Below are 17,478 nucleotides of genomic sequence, written 5' to 3' on the forward strand. Positions count from 1 at the left end.
TACTCTTTTATTTAAAATAAACTGAATACATGAAAAAGATGCAAAAAATAAACACCGCCATCAAGACGGTGTATTTTATGCCTATTCATATCAAATATAAACGGTCTGCTATCTAATGGACTAATTAACCGTACAGCTACCTAACAACTTCTGTAAAAACCCATCACAACGCTCAATTTCACTCAGCTCGACATATTCATCAGCTTTATGAGCCTGCTCGATACTACCGGGACCACAGATAATCGTTGGGATGCCAGCATTGGTAAATTGCCCGCCCTCAGTTGCATAAGCTACTTTATGACGTTTATCATCGCCCGTGAGTGCTGCTATTAACGCTTGTAGCTCAGCACTGTCGCTATCGGTCATTGCTGGCACGCTTTCTTCTTGCATCAGCTCAATGCCGGTATCGGCAGCGCGTGCTTGCATTTGTGCGCTGAGCTCTGCAACCTTTGCTTGAATCGGCGCGAGGATATCGTCTTGCGTCATATGCGGCAGATTGCGATAGTCAAAGGTAAACTCACATAGATTGGGGACAATATTGGTCGCCGTCCCACCTTTTATCGTGCCCACTGAAAGTGTCGAATAAGGCACATCAAACAGCGCATCCCCATCATCAAGAGCACCGTCACGATGACTAATCTCTTCCGCCAAGGTATCAACATAACCAATCAAACGACTGGCATAGCTAATGGCGTTGACGCCCTGCGCAGTCAATGATGAATGCGCAGACTTGCCATGGACGCGGCAACGATAAACAGCGATGCCTTTATGTGCCACAACCATCGTCATTTTAGTTGGTTCCCCAACAATACAATAATCAGGTGTGATACCACGTGCTTTTAAATCTGCCAATATTAAGGGCGCACCTAAGCAACCAACTTCTTCATCAAATGATAAAGCCAAGTGCAATGGACGACGTAGCTGACCATTTTTAGATAGCTTCGCAGCTTGTGGCAATAGCGTCAATGCGCAAGCGATAAAGCCTTTCATATCACAAGCGCCGCGTCCATATAGTTTGTCACCACGAATGGTCGCGGTGAACGGCTCTGACGTCCAGTCTTGACCATCAACTGGCACCACATCAGTATGACCAGATAGCACGAGACCGTGGTTGACTTCGTCAGCGTTTGCCCCTGCTGGCACAGTAACGAATAGATTGGCTTTATTTTTGGCTTCATTAAAAGTCAAATCCACCGTTAAACCTAACTGCTCGCAGTAGGCTTGTACATCTTCAATTAATGCTAAGTTTGAATGCCGACTGACCGTATCAAAACCAATCAAGCGCGTTAACCAATCGATACTTTTAGATGGATAGTCAGTATTTTTAAGTTGGCTATCATTATCATTTGAAATCATAGGATATCCTTATCAAAATATAATACCGATCCTAGAAATACGATTAGCTATATCAAACTTGCTAAGCCTACAAGATGTAGTACTCGCATTCGTTTTCCTTGCTACTGTAATTTTTGGGATGGTAAAAAATAAAAAACGTTAGCCTTTTTGGAAAGAACGCTGGTGTAACTGTTTTACTTCTTCGTCTAAGCCTGCAACCGGACCATCTACTGGTACGTTCGGCGCCACTTCTTGAATTGACAAGGTATTGATGGGAGATGAGGATTTGACGCCCATCTCATCCATCCATTCGCCTAACTGTTTTGAGGAGCTAACGTAGACGATACGCCCCAATTCTGCCCAGGCATGAGCAGCAGAGCACATGGCACAATGCTCACCTGAAGTATAAACCACCGCTTTTGCACGCCCCTCTAGAGTCATATTTTCCGCCGCCCATTTCGCGACAGCAATCTCAGGATGGTAAGTTGCATCGACCGTATTGGCACGGTTACGATCTTCACGCAATACATGACCCTCGCCATCGACCAACACACTACCGAATGGCTCATCGCCTGCTTCTAAAGCTTCAGCGGCAAGCTCAACACAGCGACGCAGATGTTGCATTTCATTGTCGGTTATCATAATGCTACTCTTATTCTACTTCTAATAAGTTGTTTAGTAATTAGTCTTACTCTTGAGACAGTTTAAATCTTAATTATGTGGCTCGCAAGTTAGTATAAAGTAAGTACAAAACGGTGCGAGCCACGTGATCAGAAATAGATATATGCAGGGTTGTTGAGTTTTATTAAGTATTTACGATGGATTATTCTGATTCATTACATCCAACACATGTGGCATAGGCTTTGGTAACTTACCTTCCGCTTGCAATTCTTTAGTTGTTTTAGCATCCATAGCGAGACCTGAGATTAGCGCCAACTCTTTAACAGGTTTGCGTTTGCGGGTGGCAAAGCTCACAGGCACCATACGCGCAAACTCATAAATATAAAGGTAGGACTCTTCGCCGCCCTCATACTCTTCATCTTCTTCAAGACGAATACCGCCAATCTTAGCCAAATCCATTAGCATCTCATTTTCTTCGCTAGTTAGGCGACAATCAGTGATACCAAAACCTGTCATAAAGCCATTTGCCCACTGTTTTAACGCCATCACGCGCTCATACAAGTCATGCTCATCGTCAGGTACTAGTGGCGTATACGCATAAGCGTCGTCTTTGTCTTTGAGCTGAAATACCGTATCCTCTGCCTCTTCAGTCAATAAAGTCAATGCAGCATCTGGTAACGGCGCAAAGCTCAACTCTGCCAATACGGTCGCCCATTCTTGCTCAGTAGGCGCGTTGCAAGCCGTCATCAAGCCAGTCATCAAACCATGTAGCTCACAAATACTCACGTCAGTCCAATCTTCAATCGCATTTGACCAAGTATTCCAGCCAGAGATATTGTCATTCATAATAGTTGTCCCATCAATTAGTTAGTAATTATTCGTTAAAGACAGTCGCAACCTTACGATATTTGCAAGACTGCGACTAATAAAAGTAAAAAACAAAGCTCAATACGTGCAATTACTTTGTTGATATAGATATTATGCGGTCACCTATGGCATTATTAAACGTAACGAAGAAAATTCATCCACGCATGACTTGTTAAGGATAAAAACTGACTATGTATGATCAACTTAAAAGCCTAGAAAAAATGATACTCGATATAAAAAAGCAGTATCAGCTCGTCAGTGCTGAACTTAGCAGCCTAAAACAACAACCTAATAGTGACCCAAAAGAGCTGGCCGCCCTCCAAACCAAGCTTGATAGCAGTAGCACTGAACGTGATAACGCTAAAAAACAGCTGGGCGATCTAGATAAACGCTATCAGAACCTTGCTGAAGCCCATCATATGATCGGTGAGGAACAAGACAAGCTGCAAAAACAGCTGAGTGATTTGCAACAACAAAATAGCCAATTACAACAGCATAATGATGAGCTCAAGCAGCAAAACAGCGAAATTAAAAAACAAAACCATGACTTGCAAGAGAAAAACCAGCTCGCTGCCGAACGTACGCAAGTCGTATTAAAACGGTTGACGCGTATTGATCAAATGGAAGGTTAAGCATTCTTTAAATGCATGCTTTATATAAATGATACTGCGGCGTGTCATATACTGATAGCGCCACTCTACTCATATTATTTTAACGACGTTAACTTGTAGGATCTTTTATGACTGATAATAATAGCAACGCCACTCAAAACGACAAATTGCAATCTGAGCAGAATCAAAAACAGCATGAGCACGCTGACAATGCTAAATCAACCAGTGCGCAAGCAGTAACTTCTAACAATACAGCTTCTAATGCCAGCACAAAATCTGCGGCTCCTGAACCACAAATGAAAAAAGTCGATATCGTCATCGCCGGGGTAACTTATCAGATTTATTGCCCAGTGAATGAAGAAGCAGAACTACGTTCAGCGGTCTACTACATCAATGACTTTCTTCTAAACATTAAAAGAGAGGCACCGAATTTAGGTCAAGAGAATTTACTCGTATTATGCTGCTTGAACCTTTATGAAAAAATCCATGCGCATAAAAAGACAGATAACGAGACTGCGCAAGCGTCCAAACAAGCTGAAGCACTACTCAGCAAAATTATGAAAGATGCACAGTCTATTTTGTAAATTTAAACACAGGCTCTTATCTTTCTTTGATAGTACAGCATCCGATAGTGTAGAAAGCAATGCGAATTATCATTTGTAACTCTTACCAGCATGGAAGTCTGCTTGATGCTCATAGTTGCAAAAGAATAACTCTTGGTTAGCTTCAATATTGCTATCGCTGTTTGCAGCTAAGCTAGGCTTGGTTTCAAGGACGCCGCGATATTCAGCTAAGCTGTTGCCGCAGAAATTACAATGACGCGGTGTGGTCACATCGCCCTCTTTTGGCATCATGCTTTTGGGCGCTCGTGGATACATGAACTTATAAAAGCCCCACATCGAAATCCAAATAATAATGATGATAATAATCGCAGCGAACACAGGAATGCTCCTCGGTTTGGCAGTTAATGCGCTATGGGGATATAGTCAATTCACTCTAAAAACGTTACAGCGAGTCTGATAGAAATTTTTGCAGCCTCTGTCTGCGTAGGCACAGCAAGCAAGAACATTTTCATCAGCCTCGCATGGAACTAAAATGCATGATACTCTTATTTAATATAGGCTATAGCTATGATGTAAAGTTTACTGTAAATCATGCTACTAGTACAATCACTGCTCTGTCTACTTACTGTCGGACTAATTATTAAAAAGCTTGAAGCATTTCTTACCTGTGCATAAAAAAACTGGCTACCTATAGCCAGTTTTTTATGGACGCTGTTTAATGCATAGTTTTTATTGATAGCATTTCAAATGGTTTAGACAACAACCTTACAGCTGCAGCTCACTAATATCAGCCACGGTTAAGAACAGCGCCCGTACCTGATTAAGCAACGCTAAGCGATTGTTCTTTAGCGCTGCATCTTCACTATTAACCATCACATTATCAAAGAACTGTGTCAATGGTTCATCTAAACTGGCTAGTGTTTGCAATACTTGCGTGTAGTCAGCCTTTTCGAGTAGTGGTGTCACCGCTGTTTGCGCTTGACGAACGCTACTATATAAAACCTGTTCGGCAGGTTCAGCTAGCAATGCCTCATCCACCTTATCAGCAACGGTTACTTCTGACTTGGCTAAAATGTTAGCCACGCGCTTGTTCGAATCAGCCAACATTGAGGCTTGCGGTAACTCGCTAAAAGTCTGTACTGCACGAATACGTTGATCAAAATCGAGCGGCATGTGCGGATTAATCGCCTGCACCGCCTGAATAGTATCGACGCTGACGCCTTGCTCAGTATACATTGCTCGATAGCGTGAATTTAAAAATGCCATTACTTGGGTAAAGGTATCGCCCATTTTAGCAATCTTACTGCCTTCAGTGCTGGTATAGTTTTTAATTGCCTGCTCAACCAAAGCGACCAAATTAATCGGCAGCTGCTTTTCAATCAAAATACGCAAAATACCAATCGCCGAACGACGCAAGCTAAACGGGTCTTTTGAGCCTGTTGGTGCTTGGTCTATCGCAAAAATACCGACCAGAGTATCCAAGCGATCAGCCAGTGCTAAGCAAATACCAATCGGCGTTTTAGGTAATACATCACCACTAAATTTAGGCAGATACTGCTCTTCCAAACTTGCAGCAACGGCAGCAGGTTCGCCATTTAAGCGCGCATAGTAAGTCCCAGCGATACCTTGCAACTCAGGATACTCACCAACCAGTGAGCTTGCCAAGTCCGCTTTTGCCAACATCGCCGCACGTACTGTTTCCTCAATATCAATTTGCTCACCTTGTTGCTGCATAAGTGTGGCAACAAACGCGGCAAGCTTGGCAATACGCTCAGACTTCTCCCAAATCGTACCCAGTTTGTCTTGGAATACGCGAGTTTTGAGACTTTCAGTCAGTGCAAACAATGGCTGCTTTTGATCTTGTAAAAAGAAAAATTCTGCATCCGCCAAACGCGGGCGCACGACTTTTTCATTACCCTCAATGATTTGCTTAGGATCTTTTGATTCGATGTTAGTAATAAAGATAAAGTAAGGTTGCAGCTTACCTTCTTTATCAGTCAGACAAAAATACTTTTGATCCGCTTGCATAGTCGAGATAAGCGCTTCTTGCGGTACTTGTAAAAAGCGTGATTCAAAGTCAGCTCGTAGCGCAATCGGAAAATCAACCAACGCCGTCACTTCGTCTAACAGATCCTGCGGTACAATCGCATTAGCATTTACTTGATTGGCTAGTGCTTTGACTTGGTTTTTGATGAGCATTTGACGTTTGTCAAAATCAGCAACGACTTTAAGACCTTTTAATAGCTCTTCATAGTCATTAGCATGAGCAATGGTATGATAATCAGGACTATGGAAGCGATGGCCACGGGTTTGCGTGCCAGTTTGGTGGCCTTGGATAGTAGCATCAATGACAGCGTCATCCTGCATCAATACTGCCCATTGTACCGGACGGACGAATTCTTCCCTTGACGCACCTGAGCGCATACGTTTCGCTATTGGCAGGTTATCAAGCGCGGTCTGAAAAATAGCAGGTAACAGCTCCGTGGTCGCTTGACCATGAACCGCCTGCTCATAGCCAACATAATCACCTTTATCGGTGTTAATGGTCGTAAGCTCGCTTGCCTCAATACCTAGGCCTTTAGCAAAACCCATCGCGGCGCGCGTCGGATTGCCATCAGCATCAAATGCGGCTTTAATCGCAGGGCCACGCTTTTGCTCAGTACGGTCAGGTTGCTTGTCTGCAATCCCTTCAATCTGTAACGCTAAACGGCGCGGTGCGGCAAATGCTTTTATACTATCAAAGCTAATATTAGCTTCTGTTAGCTGTTCTTTGACGCTGTTCTCTAATGCATCGCGTAAGGGTTTTAAGCTCTTTGGAGGCAGCTCTTCACACCCCAGTTCAAATAAAATTGTACTCATGGGATGCTCCTATTTATTGTTGTTAGTTGATTGGTTTTTATTTGACTCTTTAGTTTCAGTTGCCGTTTCAGTCTCATCTTTTGGCAAATACTTATCTAAAGCTGCTTGACGATGGTCGTCATCTGCCAATGGGAAGCCCAGCTTGGCACGCGCTTCGACATAACTGACAGCCACTTTACGAGCTAAGGTACGCACACGCAGAATAAAGCGCTGACGTTCAGTCACTGAAATAGCACCACGCGCATCGAGCAAATTAAAGGCATGTGAGGCTTTTAACACCATCTCGTACGCTGGCAATGGCAAACCTGCTGCAACCAGCTTATCTGCCTGCTCTTCGTAAAAGTCAAAAAACTCGCCCATCTTTGGCACATCAGCGTGTTCAAAATTATAAGTGGATTGCTCAACTTCATTTTGATGAAAAACATCGCCATAAGTAACACGGCCAAATTCACCATCTGCCCAAACCAAATCATAGACGCTATCGACGCCTTGCACATACATGGCTAAACGCTCAAGACCGTATGTAATCTCACCAGTCACTGGGAAACACTCAATACCGCCAACTTGCTGGAAGTAAGTAAACTGCGTCACTTCCATACCGTTTAGCCAAATCTCCCAACCAAGACCCCACGCACCGAGCGTAGGCGACTCCCAGTTGTCCTCAACGAAACGCACGTCATGCACCAACGGATCGATACCGATGGCTCTTAGTGAGTCTAAATATAGCTCTTGGATATTAGGTGGATTAGGCTTTAAAACCACTTGGAACTGATAGTAATGCTGCAAGCGGTTTGGATTATCACCGTAACGACCGTCAGTTGGGCGGCGCGAAGGCTGGACATAAGCGGCATTCCAGCGTTCAGGACCTAGCGAACGCAAGAAAGTAGCAGTATGAAAGGTACCGGCGCCGACTTCCATATCATAAGGCTGCAATATCACGCAGCCCTTGTCAGCCCAGTAATTCTGTAAGGTTAAGATTAAATCTTGGAAAGTCATCGGTTGAGAATTCATAAGAAGATCACTATGGAATTAGGAGTGTTAGACCGAACCTGATAAACATTTATGCTCATTGTTCGTGCAGCGCATCCGGCTACATATCTATTTGCCTGCTCACCTTACTAAAAAATGGATATTTTATCCATATTTACAGCAACTAAATTTATCTTACGTTTCAAATATGACAAAAAACGCAGCTATCTTAGTAAATCAATTATCTAGTAAGTTATAAGGTTTAGAATCACATAGCAAAAAAAATACCCAGATGAGTTAACATCTGGGCAGGAGGAAAAGTGTATCGCTGCTATCCTGTTATGGTCAGGCTTTTTGCTTTTTATAGGCTACTTGATATCAACTACTATTTTTTATTACTATTAATCTTGCGTTGTTAAATTTGATGCTATTAATATTATTCTAAAAATATACTACTGATAAGACTGATTGGAAGCCTTAGGCATGACAATCCATAAAACGATATAGATTAAGATACCAGGTACTGCGGCGCTTAGAGTGGAAATTATTACAAATAGAAGGCGTACCCATGTTGGCGACCAACCTACATATTCTGCAATACCGCCCATCACACCAGCGATCATACGGCTGTTCTGTGAACGATGTAATTTTGCTAACTTAGCCAAAGCTTATACCTCTCTTTTTAGACTTATCTTTTAATTTTACTTAATATTATTATTATGAAATTTTTAAATATTACAATTGAGAAGTTAGTCTAATATTGTTTGAAAAACATATTCTAATAGCTATCTTTTAATTGCTTCTTACTCTTCTTAACTTACGGACAATTATAGCAACTAATTAAGCTTTATCTGTTAGCGGTGTAGGTATGGTTTGTGACTTTATGCTACTTAAACTTGCCCTAACCTGTCCTAAATGGTCTGTAACTACCTGATTCTAAATAATTATTTCAAAATGTTTCAAGAATCGCTTTGTTGCTCCTATCTTACTACTATTCTACTGGCAGTTTGCTATATACTTTTGACTTCTCACATAAGACTGCTAGATTGATACTTTAATGACTAACGAAAACTAAATAATCGAATTATTTATATACGAAATTAGTGCTATATTTTTGAAATTTATGAAGTAAATTAAACAGTTAGTTATGAACAAGTAATTGTGGAAAAGCAGCTACAAGCAAGTGATTATAAATAAAAACATTACTATAAGTGCTGCTCTGACAGCTTTTATTGGAAATAGAAATATCTAACGATGAAAAACGTTATGATTTAAACAGACTAAACTATTTATACAGGCTAACAAAAACCAAGCAGCAGTTTACAATAAGCCACCTGTATCAAGGTGCAAAGCTTTATATAGTCTGACCTTAATAAAATCGCTATCCAATGTAATGTGTAATAGAGAATCAATGAAATATTGTATAGTCAGTCCTAAATAAAAGAAGTACAAAGATTATAATGCGCTACTAAGATGATTTTTACGCAGCCTCTGTCTGCGTAGGCACAGCAAGCAAGAAAAAATTATCTCAGTAGCGCTGTATTTATTTTTATAGCGGATCGACTATATAAGTAACTTTTTAGGTAAAATTTTAGGAAATATTATGTACGATAATGGCTTGATGATTGGGCACTTTGAACCACTACATTTGGGGCAGATGCGTAGTATTTTGGATGCTGCAGGGCAAGCAAAATCCTTACACATCATCATTACCGCTCACCCGTCACCGCACCCAGATTTCACTATTACGCTACAAGACAAAGCGCGTTGGCTCCAGATGGCTTGTGCAGATTTGCCATTTATTCACATTCATACCACTCATGAGATTGAGCTGCCACTACACGACAGCTTCGATGATGTGACTATCGATATTGCTGCTAGCAATGCCAAATTGCAACGCCTGATTGAGGCATTAGACCTACCGGCAGAGGCCGTTTTATTCGTTGCGGACAATCATCCAGTGGCGCAGAGCAATATTCAGGAGCAATTACTAATGAAAGTGGTGACTACCCCGCTCCAGCCAGAATTTGACTCTTATGCTATCGCTCGTGATCCCGTCGCCCATTGGTCAGCGATTCATCCACAAGCGCGCGGTGATTACACAAAGACTGTCGCTATCGTTGGCGGTGAAAGCTCAGGGAAGACCACCTTAGTTCATAAACTTGCTAACTATTATGGGGCAAGTTTTGCGCTAGAGATGGGACGACTGTATGTCGGCACGGACTTAGGCGGCAGTGAGATTGGGCTACAATACAGTGATTACGGACCCATCGCGCTCAATCATGCTCAGGCTATGCGAGATGCTGCTGCTGTGGCGACAGCGCCTGTCACTATCGTTGACACTGATTTTGTGACCACACAAGCATTTTGTGAAGAGTATGAAGGACGTACCCATCCCTTCGTTAGTGCCTGTATTGATGAATTTCGCTTAGACCATACCATTATGCTGGATAACAACACGCCATGGGTTGATGATGGCATGCGCTCATTGGGTGACCCTGATGCACGCGGACGTTTTGAGCAGCGCCTCGTCGATATTTTTGCACGTCACAACATAGCGCCGCATTTGATTGATGAACCCGATTATGACGCCCGCTATCAGCAAGCGCTAATCCTTATCGATCAATATGTTTATGGCAAAAAACCATGACTAGCAGGCTCAAAGGCACCAAATTTATAGTCATATTGCTTTTGTCAGTATTTTTCTGATACTCATATTTTTTAGGAAAAGAAGTTATGCGCATTCAGCTATTGGACAACATTACCGGAAAGTGGGCCATGCAATGGATTGTCATCTGGTTCATTTGCGGCGTTATTGCGTTATCTACAGGCTTTTGGCTTACTACAGAACATACAACACTCGATATATTTTATTTGGGTGTCTCTTTTGTCGGTCTAGTCTGTGTAGTGTCGCTATCATTCCGTAAAAACGTCATGGGTAATGGCCTTGGTATGGCAGCGACCGCTGGCGAGGTAGTAGTACAAGCAACTTCTGGTGCAGTAGGCTTGATGCTGGCGCCGTTATTTAACTTTTTTACCCATGTTTATGGATTATTTTATTGGTCCAAGCATACTGATCTTGATGGTGATATGGTACCTAAGTCAGCCAGTAAATGGGTTTGGCTTATCACTGCTACGTTTATTGCCGTTGGCTTAGCACTATTCCCAACGGTCAATGATATTCTTGCAAGCTATGGCTATGCTGTTGTAGAAGACGATAACAGCAAGTTCTTAGGGATAATTTCTTTCTTTTGGATTAACGTTTTAGCCTTCGTGCTGTCTATTACAGCACAAGCAGCAATGATTCTGCGCTATTCATTTAATTGGTGGCTTTGGATTATCGTCAACTTCGTCTGGTTGATAGTAAACTTGATGTCTGGCAACTATATCTTTGCCATTCAAACGATGGTTTATCAAGTTAATGCCTTTATCGGCTTGTACGAATGGTATCGTAGTGAGCAGGATTCAATAGAAGTTTAAATTTAATAGGAATACTAGGGCATGCCCTAAAAGACCTGATAGCAATTAAATTTATCAAAACAAGCTCTTATGACTGTATGGTTTAGCTGATAATATGGTAGATAATCGCAAATAGTGCTACAACTAGTAGTTCAGCTTAACCTTAAATACTGAAAGATCTTAAACACTAACAAGGAGGTTAGTATGTCACGTATCAATCGTACAGGTATGTCCAAACGTACACTTGAGCAATGGCTGAGTGAGTATTCCGTCAGCCATCAAAACTTAATCAATAAAAAGATCCATTGGCTTTGTGTCCCCACTATCTTCGTTAGTCTGTTAGGAATGGGAATGTCGCTATCGGTCTGGTTTACATTGGTACTTAGCGCCTTAGTATTATTGTTTTATATGCGCTTATCTACCCCGTTATTTATGGCGATGGGAATTTTTATCCTTATTTGTCTATCAGTGATGACTTTATTGCCATGGGGCTTTAAGGTTTGGGCAGCTGTCTTCATCGTAGCTTGGATTGGACAGTTTATCGGTCACAAAATCGAAGGCAAAAAACCATCATTTTTTGAAGATTTACAGTTTTTATTAATTGGCCCAGCTTGGGTAGCAAATAGCCTTATGAGACGAGAGTAGCGGTTATTATAGTATTGATTGGTTATCGACCATTCGTAAAATAACTAAGATATCCGCAACGCTCTTACTCATTTTCAACAGCAACAAAAAGCGCCACCCAACTGATAGTCGGATGGCGCTTTTTGTTGCTGCTTCAATCATCAAACACACAATTTATATAGTATGTGTTCGATAGACTAAGCCAGTAAAGAACAATTTATTTACCAAATACTTTCATACGCTCTTCGACAGGCTTAAACTCTTTGTCGCCAGCTGGCTGCTCAATAGCACCGAATACCATTTGCGCATTCAATTCCCAATGTTCATCAATGTTCCAAGTGTCAGCCACTTTTTTATCGATGATTGGGTTGTAATGCTGCAAGTTAGCACCGATGTCGAGGCTAGCCAATGCTGTCCAGATTACATACTGGTGCATTGCATTGGTTTGGTCTGCCCAGATTGGGAACTTGTCAGCATATAAAGGAGCAGCCGCTTGCATGTTTCTAATGACGCTATGGTCTTCAAAGAACATAACCGTACCAGCGCCAGCTTTAAAGCCATCCATCTTTTGCTTGGTCGCAGCAAATTGCTCTTCATTATCGACAATACCACGTAAAGTATCTTCGGTAATTTGCCAAAGTTTTTGATGCTCTTCACCAAACAACACAACGATACGCGTTGATTGTGAGTTAAAAGCTGATGGCGTATGCAAAATAGCATGCTCAACCAGTTTAACGACTTCGTCATTCGATACTGGTAGTTGATTGCTCAACGCATAGACAGAACGACGCTTTTCAGCAAGTTGATGCAACTTCTGTAAATCTGACATAGTACTTCTCCAAATTATTAATATGAATCGGTTAGAATAAATGCTAGATGAGTATGGTTAAAGAGTTAGACTCAATAACCATTCGCTAAAACAATCTAACTGATTATAAAGAAAACCAGCTTAAACTCGTACTTTCTTTTTGTAAAAAAAACTTAACAATGTAATATATTATAAAAGTTATATTAAACAAACTAACCTTTAAAACCTTCAGGCAATTCTGGAGCAGGCAGACGCTTCATATCAGAATCAACTTCACCGAAACGTTCATGACCATTGTTCCAGTCAATAATTGATTGTTCAATCTCAGCTTTGTTGTCTGCGACAAAGTTCCACCATAGTAACACTTGGTTATTCAAAGGCTCACCGCCGATAAACATCACACGCGTACCTTTTTTGGCGACTAGCTTAATGCTTTCATTGTTAGCGACATCGGTATCATGAAAGCGCAGTAATTGATCTTGTGGGCATACTTTGCCTTCAGACTCAATCTCGCCTTCTGTAACCAAGATACCATATTCAAAACCTGGCTCTAAGTTGAGCGTGACTTCACCATCTTCTAAGAAGTAGACATCAATACCGACCATTTTTGAATATTGGATGGTAGGCGCTTCATAGCGCTCGCCTGATACGCTAGTATAGCTACCTGTCGTCAGTATCATCTCCACGCTATCCTCGCGCCACGTTGGCAGCTCTGGATAATGATGGAAGTCTGGCTCAATTTCTTGATCGGTAGGCAATGCAATCCATAGTTGTACCATGCTCAAACCACGGGCGGCATTGGGCGAACCACCAGTATCTGGAAAGACGCTCTGCTCAGTATGGCTGATGCCTCGGTTAAGGCCTGTCCCTGCGGTCATGACGTTGACTTGATTTTTAGTGATCACTTGCTCATTACCCAAGCTGTCTTTGTGCAGCACTTCGCCATTTAACATCCAGCTAAAGGTTTGCAAATTAGTATGCGGATGACGGCCGACTTGCATGCCTGCATCATCTTCATCGAATTCAGCTGGGCCTGCATGATCCAAAAAGCACCAAGCGCCAATAGGCTTTTTGCCCGTATTGGGTAAAAGACGGGCAATTGGAATACCGCCAACATCTGCCAAACGTGGTTCTAAGATATCGATACTCATGGTTCACCTCTTATTATCAATTATGTGATATTCAATGGGATGTACATGACACTGTGCAAAATATGGTATGTACAAAATACAATAGGCAGAAGTAAAAGTAGCGCCGATAAACGATTTACCTGTCATAAATATAAATGTTATCAATATTTCGATACGCTACTTTTAACTATAGTACCTTATGACTCTAATAACCTCTAAATATTAGCATTTAAAGAGTAGCACCAAAACAGTTTAGAAACTGCTTTGGTACCTCTAAGAAGTGTCTTAGAAACTCATCGGCACTTCCATTAGTAGTACCTTAGCATCTTCTTCTACGTCCATCGTGAAGTTCTTAGTATCCCAAACACCAAGTCCATCACGAGTATCCAAAGTGTTACCGTTTACGTTTACTTTACCGCTGATGACAAATATATAGACACCGTTATTAGGGTCATTTAACTGGTAAGTCTGAGTCACGCCTTTGTCAAAATCACCCATGCTAAACCAAGCATTTTGATGAATCCACACGCCAGCAGCATCAGCGTTTGGTGACAATACTTGATTGAACTCGTTCGGCTGCATGATTTCATCCATGCGTACTTGCTGATAACGAGGCGCTACGTTCATTTTGTTTGGAATGACCCAAATCTGTAAGAACTTTACGTCCTCTTTGTCATCGCCATTCATCTCACTGTGAGTAATGCCAGTACCAGCTGACATAACTTGGATTTCACCCGTTTCGATAATGCCATTGTTACCAATGTTATCGCCATGACCGAGCTTACCAGATAATGGGATACTGATGATTTCCATATCGCGATGCGAGTGCTTACCAAAACCTTGACCACCGATGACAAAATCATCATTGATGACGCGTAGTGCGCCAAAGCCCATACGCTCTGGGTTGTGGTAATTTGCAAAACTAAAAGTGTGCTTACTTTTGAGCCAGCCATGGTTTGCATCGCCACGAGAATCTGCTGCATGATAGATAGTTTTCATAATTTATCCTTATTTATTGAGGAGTTAAACATGTCTGAAAATTTACTATTAACGAACTTGTCTAAACAATGGAACTATTATAATTGTTGTTGAAGAAGAGATAAACATGGTAAATCGCAAATAACTATTCTTATTCTAAGAACAATTAAACAACCTAAATAGAGTAATATATTCATAACAGAACAATTAGCATAAGCTGTTAATATTATTAATGTTAACTAAATAGAGTTAAGTCTATAAAATGTTAAATAGATAAAACCAACTAATAAGGAAAGCCAATTATGTCTAATGAGTCAAACAGAGAGTCTTTAAATTACGAGCTGATCGATAATACTGAGCGAAAACGCTTTGAGATTCATGTTGATGGTCATATTGCTTTTGAGGACTATGAGTTTTTTACCACTAGTCAGGGTGAAAAAGGCATTGAATATAAACATACTGAAGTGCCAAAAGAATTGAGTGGACGCGGTATCGCAGGTTACCTTGTTAAATCAATCTTAGATGATGCTGCTGCTAAAGGTTTACGGGTCAAACCCACCTGCCCTTACGTCAATTCTTATATCGACAAGCATCCAGAGTATAAAGCCAACTCTGTATTTCATGACGCAAAACCTTAATAAAGTATCAAGTCAATAATAAAAAACGAGTCAAAAAAAACGCCATGCTAAAAAGCATGGCGTTTTTGATTTAACAATAAACAGTCAATAGCTTATATTACTTATTGCTGTCATCAGTTAAAGCGTTGTAGCTATCGATTAATGGAGCATAAGCTGGGATTGTTTGATAGAAAAGGTCTAGGTACCCTTCCATATCTTCACGCCAGTCACGACGGATTTCATTGGCTACAGCAAACCAAGTCAGTGGTTGTGCGCCAGCAGCTACCATACGATCGATAGCAGAGGTACGGCTAAGCTCATTAAATGTACCTGAAGCATCAGTCACCACAAATACTTCATAGCCCGCTTTTAGGGCAGATAACGCTGGGAATGCAACACATACTTCAGTCACGATACCAGCAATAATCAATTGCTTACGACCAGTGGCTTCAATGGCTTTAACAAAATCTTCGTTGTCCCAAGCATTGATCTGACCAGGACGAGCGATATAAGGCGCATCAGCGAACATCTCTTTTAGCTCTGGCATCATAGGACCGTTTGGACCTTGCTCAAAACTAGTCGTCATCACTGCTGGCAAGTCAAAGTACTTAGTCAATTTTGCAAGTGCCATGACGTTATTTTTGAATTCAGCTGGCTCGATGTCACGAACTAAAGATAATAGACCTGCTTGATGATCTACGAATAACACAACAGCATTATCCAAAGATAGACGGTTGTATAAGTTGTCATCAGTTTTTAAATTTTCATTAGTATTTGAATCAGACATAATACTTTCCTTTTTTAGTGAAAAAATCAAAGTGGTCTAGTGCCATTATAATACACGAACCATTTATTATAGTTAAGTTTAACTTAAAACTTACTATGCAATAGTAAATATTTCTTAAAAACATATTAGCATAATAATTTTATATTTCATTAATATGCTAGTATGTTGTTTGTTAGCTTTATGTTAAAAATTCTTTTTAAATCATAATGATAGCGATTAAATTCAAAACCTATCTAGATTTAAATATTTTTATTTATCACTTCTATCATTATTTTTATTACTGTTACTTTCTATCATTACTACTATTTAATCGATATAGCATTACTTACCTGTTGCATGTTTCAAAGACTGCTTATTACGCATTTTAATTGCCGCGTACAGTACTGGTAGGATGAAAGGTGCTATCGCCCATAGACCGATATAAATGTATAATACCGCGCCAAAAAAGGCACCTAAGGTAAAGCTAGCAACCAAAGTAAAGCTATGTCTCAGACTGTCCATGTTGCAATTATTGCGATCAAATACATAGTCAGACAAGTCGATACCAAGCTGAGTAGTGTTACCTGTCATCAGTAATGTAGGTTTCATCTTACCCATTACTGTTTTACCTGCAGTATTACGAATGGCAAAAGCGGTTAGACCTAAAAAGCCAGTAAAGGCGACTTCTAGCGTACCAGCTTGCTCAAAAGGACCGAAATAGATAGCCGACGCTAAAAATGCGAGTAAAAAGGCGACTTCCGCAAACAGTAAATTACTAAGTATTGGTTTGTTTGCGCTGGCAATATTGATAGCGCGTTTGGTAAGAATGACTGTAATCAAGAATACTGGTAACGCGCCTAATTTGACCCAAAGCCCATCACCACCTTCGACAAGTCCACCACCTGCCATCACCAAGTTACCTGTCACATGGTTGGTAAAGAAGCCGAGCAGTCCGACGAAACCAATGGTATCAATAGCACCGCCAACCGTAGTTAACATTACAGGTATCTGGTAACGTTGCCAAAACGTTAGATTAGAGTCTGGGTTGTTGTCCCGTACCTCATCACTTTCGTCTTTTCTCTCATCTATATTAGCCATTGGACTCTCCTATGAATTTTGTAAACTCATTAACAATTTTTTGTATAAACTTCTGAGTACGTTCGCTGATTTAACTATTATAATTATTGACTATAAATAGATAAACTACGATGAACACAAATATAAGTTCTTATTTTAAGAACAATAGAACTTATAATCATTCAAAAATTGAA

Annotated in this window: 18 protein-coding genes; 6 read left to right on the plus strand and 12 right to left on the minus strand. The window is 40.9% G+C overall.

What is annotated here, in order from left to right; genetic code table 11:
• Window positions 1–120: 120 nt before the first annotated feature.
• From argE to AK825_RS11710, 3 genes are all read right to left on the minus strand, one after another.
• The gene (argE, locus tag AK825_RS11700) at window positions 121–1,356 is read right to left on the minus strand and encodes an acetylornithine deacetylase (RefSeq protein ID WP_068037604.1); all 1,236 of its coding nucleotides are present in this window, start codon (window positions 1,354–1,356) and stop codon (window positions 121–123) included.
• Between the two features lie 138 nt (window positions 1,357–1,494).
• The gene (locus AK825_RS11705) at window positions 1,495–1,977 is read right to left on the minus strand and encodes a nucleoside deaminase (protein WP_082787250.1); all 483 of its coding nucleotides are present in this window, start codon (window positions 1,975–1,977) and stop codon (window positions 1,495–1,497) included.
• A gap of 171 nt (window positions 1,978–2,148) precedes the next feature.
• Window positions 2,149–2,802, minus strand: coding sequence for a UPF0149 family protein (locus AK825_RS11710; RefSeq protein WP_068037605.1), 654 nt, complete (start codon window positions 2,800–2,802; stop codon window positions 2,149–2,151).
• A 212-nt stretch (window positions 2,803–3,014) separates the two neighbouring features.
• Between AK825_RS11710 and AK825_RS11715 the strand changes: the two genes are divergently transcribed.
• Both AK825_RS11715 and AK825_RS11720 read left to right on the plus strand, forming a co-directional pair.
• The gene (locus tag AK825_RS11715; protein WP_068037606.1) at window positions 3,015–3,455 is read left to right on the plus strand and encodes a hypothetical protein; all 441 of its coding nucleotides are present in this window, start codon (window positions 3,015–3,017) and stop codon (window positions 3,453–3,455) included.
• A 107-nt stretch (window positions 3,456–3,562) separates the two neighbouring features.
• Window positions 3,563–4,018 (plus strand): cell division protein ZapA, encoded by a 456-nt coding sequence (locus AK825_RS11720; RefSeq protein WP_068037608.1) that lies wholly within the window; start codon window positions 3,563–3,565, stop codon window positions 4,016–4,018.
• A gap of 69 nt (window positions 4,019–4,087) precedes the next feature.
• Here the strand turns inward: AK825_RS11720 and AK825_RS11725 are convergent, their stop codons facing one another.
• The 4 genes from AK825_RS11725 to AK825_RS11740 form a co-directional block, all read right to left on the minus strand.
• Window positions 4,088–4,375, minus strand: coding sequence for a hypothetical protein (locus AK825_RS11725; RefSeq protein WP_082785715.1), 288 nt, complete (start codon window positions 4,373–4,375; stop codon window positions 4,088–4,090).
• Window positions 4,376–4,762: 387 nt separating this feature from the next.
• Complete coding sequence (glyS, locus tag AK825_RS11730) at window positions 4,763–6,856, minus strand: glycine--tRNA ligase subunit beta (RefSeq protein WP_068037609.1); 2,094 nt, start codon at window positions 6,854–6,856, stop codon at window positions 4,763–4,765.
• A 9-nt stretch (window positions 6,857–6,865) separates the two neighbouring features.
• The gene (gene glyQ / locus AK825_RS11735) at window positions 6,866–7,852 is read right to left on the minus strand and encodes a glycine--tRNA ligase subunit alpha (RefSeq protein ID WP_068037610.1); all 987 of its coding nucleotides are present in this window, start codon (window positions 7,850–7,852) and stop codon (window positions 6,866–6,868) included.
• A gap of 425 nt (window positions 7,853–8,277) precedes the next feature.
• Window positions 8,278–8,490, minus strand: coding sequence for a PspC domain-containing protein (locus AK825_RS11740; RefSeq protein WP_068037612.1), 213 nt, complete (start codon window positions 8,488–8,490; stop codon window positions 8,278–8,280).
• 902 nt (window positions 8,491–9,392) lie between these two features.
• On the opposite strand from AK825_RS11740, the gene nadR reads away from it, so the two are divergent.
• The 3 genes from nadR to AK825_RS11755 all read left to right on the plus strand — a co-directional run bounded on the left by nadR (window position 9,393) and on the right by AK825_RS11755 (window position 11,929).
• Window positions 9,393–10,475, plus strand: coding sequence for a multifunctional transcriptional regulator/nicotinamide-nucleotide adenylyltransferase/ribosylnicotinamide kinase NadR (gene nadR, locus AK825_RS11745; RefSeq protein WP_264753659.1), 1,083 nt, complete (start codon window positions 9,393–9,395; stop codon window positions 10,473–10,475).
• Window positions 10,476–10,561: 86 nt separating this feature from the next.
• On the plus strand, window positions 10,562–11,305 hold the full coding sequence (pnuC, locus tag AK825_RS11750; protein ID WP_068037627.1) for a nicotinamide riboside transporter PnuC: 744 nt from the start codon (window positions 10,562–10,564) through the stop codon (window positions 11,303–11,305).
• Window positions 11,306–11,488: 183 nt separating this feature from the next.
• Entirely contained in the window at window positions 11,489–11,929 is a 441-nt protein-coding gene (locus AK825_RS11755; protein WP_068037629.1) for an Mpo1-like protein, read from the plus strand.
• A 196-nt stretch (window positions 11,930–12,125) separates the two neighbouring features.
• Here the strand turns inward: AK825_RS11755 and AK825_RS11760 are convergent, their stop codons facing one another.
• The 3 genes from AK825_RS11760 to AK825_RS11770 form a co-directional block, all read right to left on the minus strand.
• Window positions 12,126–12,737, minus strand: a complete 612-nt coding sequence (locus tag AK825_RS11760; protein WP_068037631.1) for a nitroreductase family protein — start codon at window positions 12,735–12,737, stop codon at window positions 12,126–12,128.
• A gap of 191 nt (window positions 12,738–12,928) precedes the next feature.
• Entirely contained in the window at window positions 12,929–13,867 is a 939-nt protein-coding gene (locus AK825_RS11765) for a pirin family protein (RefSeq protein WP_068037634.1), read from the minus strand.
• A 264-nt stretch (window positions 13,868–14,131) separates the two neighbouring features.
• A complete protein-coding gene (locus tag AK825_RS11770) occupies window positions 14,132–14,845 on the minus strand; it encodes a pirin family protein (protein WP_068037637.1) in 714 nt (237 codons plus the stop codon).
• Window positions 14,846–15,126: 281 nt separating this feature from the next.
• Between AK825_RS11770 and AK825_RS11775 the strand changes: the two genes are divergently transcribed.
• On the plus strand, window positions 15,127–15,462 hold the full coding sequence (locus AK825_RS11775; RefSeq protein ID WP_068037640.1) for a GNAT family N-acetyltransferase: 336 nt from the start codon (window positions 15,127–15,129) through the stop codon (window positions 15,460–15,462).
• A gap of 97 nt (window positions 15,463–15,559) precedes the next feature.
• Here the strand turns inward: AK825_RS11775 and ycaC are convergent, their stop codons facing one another.
• The gene (gene ycaC / locus AK825_RS11780; protein WP_068037643.1) at window positions 15,560–16,228 is read right to left on the minus strand and encodes an isochorismate family cysteine hydrolase YcaC; all 669 of its coding nucleotides are present in this window, start codon (window positions 16,226–16,228) and stop codon (window positions 15,560–15,562) included.
• 321 nt (window positions 16,229–16,549) lie between these two features.
• Window positions 16,550–17,206 (minus strand): YoaK family protein, encoded by a 657-nt coding sequence (locus AK825_RS11785; RefSeq protein ID WP_227514166.1) that lies wholly within the window; start codon window positions 17,204–17,206, stop codon window positions 16,550–16,552.
• Window positions 17,207–17,478: the final 272 nt, after the last annotated feature.

It is taken from the genome of Psychrobacter sp. P11G5, from assembly GCF_001593305.1.
GTDB lineage: Bacteria > Pseudomonadota > Gammaproteobacteria > Pseudomonadales > Moraxellaceae > Psychrobacter.

Excerpts from the sequence above, each read along its gene's own strand:
- AK825_RS11770 (WP_068037637.1), bottom strand. The coding sequence starts at position 14,845 with ATGAAAACTATCTATCATGCAGCAGATTCTCGTGGCGATGCAAACCAT.
- argE (WP_068037604.1), bottom strand. The coding sequence starts at position 1,356 with ATGATTTCAAATGATAATGATAGCCAACTTAAAAATACTGACTATCCA.
- AK825_RS11755 (WP_068037629.1), top strand. The coding sequence starts at position 11,489 with ATGTCACGTATCAATCGTACAGGTATGTCCAAACGTACACTTGAGCAA.
- AK825_RS11715 (WP_068037606.1), top strand. The coding sequence starts at position 3,015 with ATGTATGATCAACTTAAAAGCCTAGAAAAAATGATACTCGATATAAAA.
- AK825_RS11775 (WP_068037640.1), top strand. The coding sequence starts at position 15,127 with ATGTCTAATGAGTCAAACAGAGAGTCTTTAAATTACGAGCTGATCGAT.
- AK825_RS11785 (WP_227514166.1), bottom strand. The coding sequence starts at position 17,206 with ATGTTAACTACGGTTGGCGGTGCTATTGATACCATTGGTTTCGTCGGA.
- AK825_RS11765 (WP_068037634.1), bottom strand. The coding sequence starts at position 13,867 with ATGAGTATCGATATCTTAGAACCACGTTTGGCAGATGTTGGCGGTATT.
- AK825_RS11720 (WP_068037608.1), top strand. The coding sequence starts at position 3,563 with ATGACTGATAATAATAGCAACGCCACTCAAAACGACAAATTGCAATCT.
- glyS (WP_068037609.1), bottom strand. The coding sequence starts at position 6,856 with ATGAGTACAATTTTATTTGAACTGGGGTGTGAAGAGCTGCCTCCAAAG.
- ycaC (WP_068037643.1), bottom strand. The coding sequence starts at position 16,228 with ATGTCTGATTCAAATACTAATGAAAATTTAAAAACTGATGACAACTTA.
- AK825_RS11760 (WP_068037631.1), bottom strand. The coding sequence starts at position 12,737 with ATGTCAGATTTACAGAAGTTGCATCAACTTGCTGAAAAGCGTCGTTCT.
- AK825_RS11705 (WP_082787250.1), bottom strand. The coding sequence starts at position 1,977 with ATGATAACCGACAATGAAATGCAACATCTGCGTCGCTGTGTTGAGCTT.
- glyQ (WP_068037610.1), bottom strand. The coding sequence starts at position 7,852 with ATGACTTTCCAAGATTTAATCTTAACCTTACAGAATTACTGGGCTGAC.
- pnuC (WP_068037627.1), top strand. The coding sequence starts at position 10,562 with ATGCGCATTCAGCTATTGGACAACATTACCGGAAAGTGGGCCATGCAA.
- AK825_RS11710 (WP_068037605.1), bottom strand. The coding sequence starts at position 2,802 with ATGAATGACAATATCTCTGGCTGGAATACTTGGTCAAATGCGATTGAA.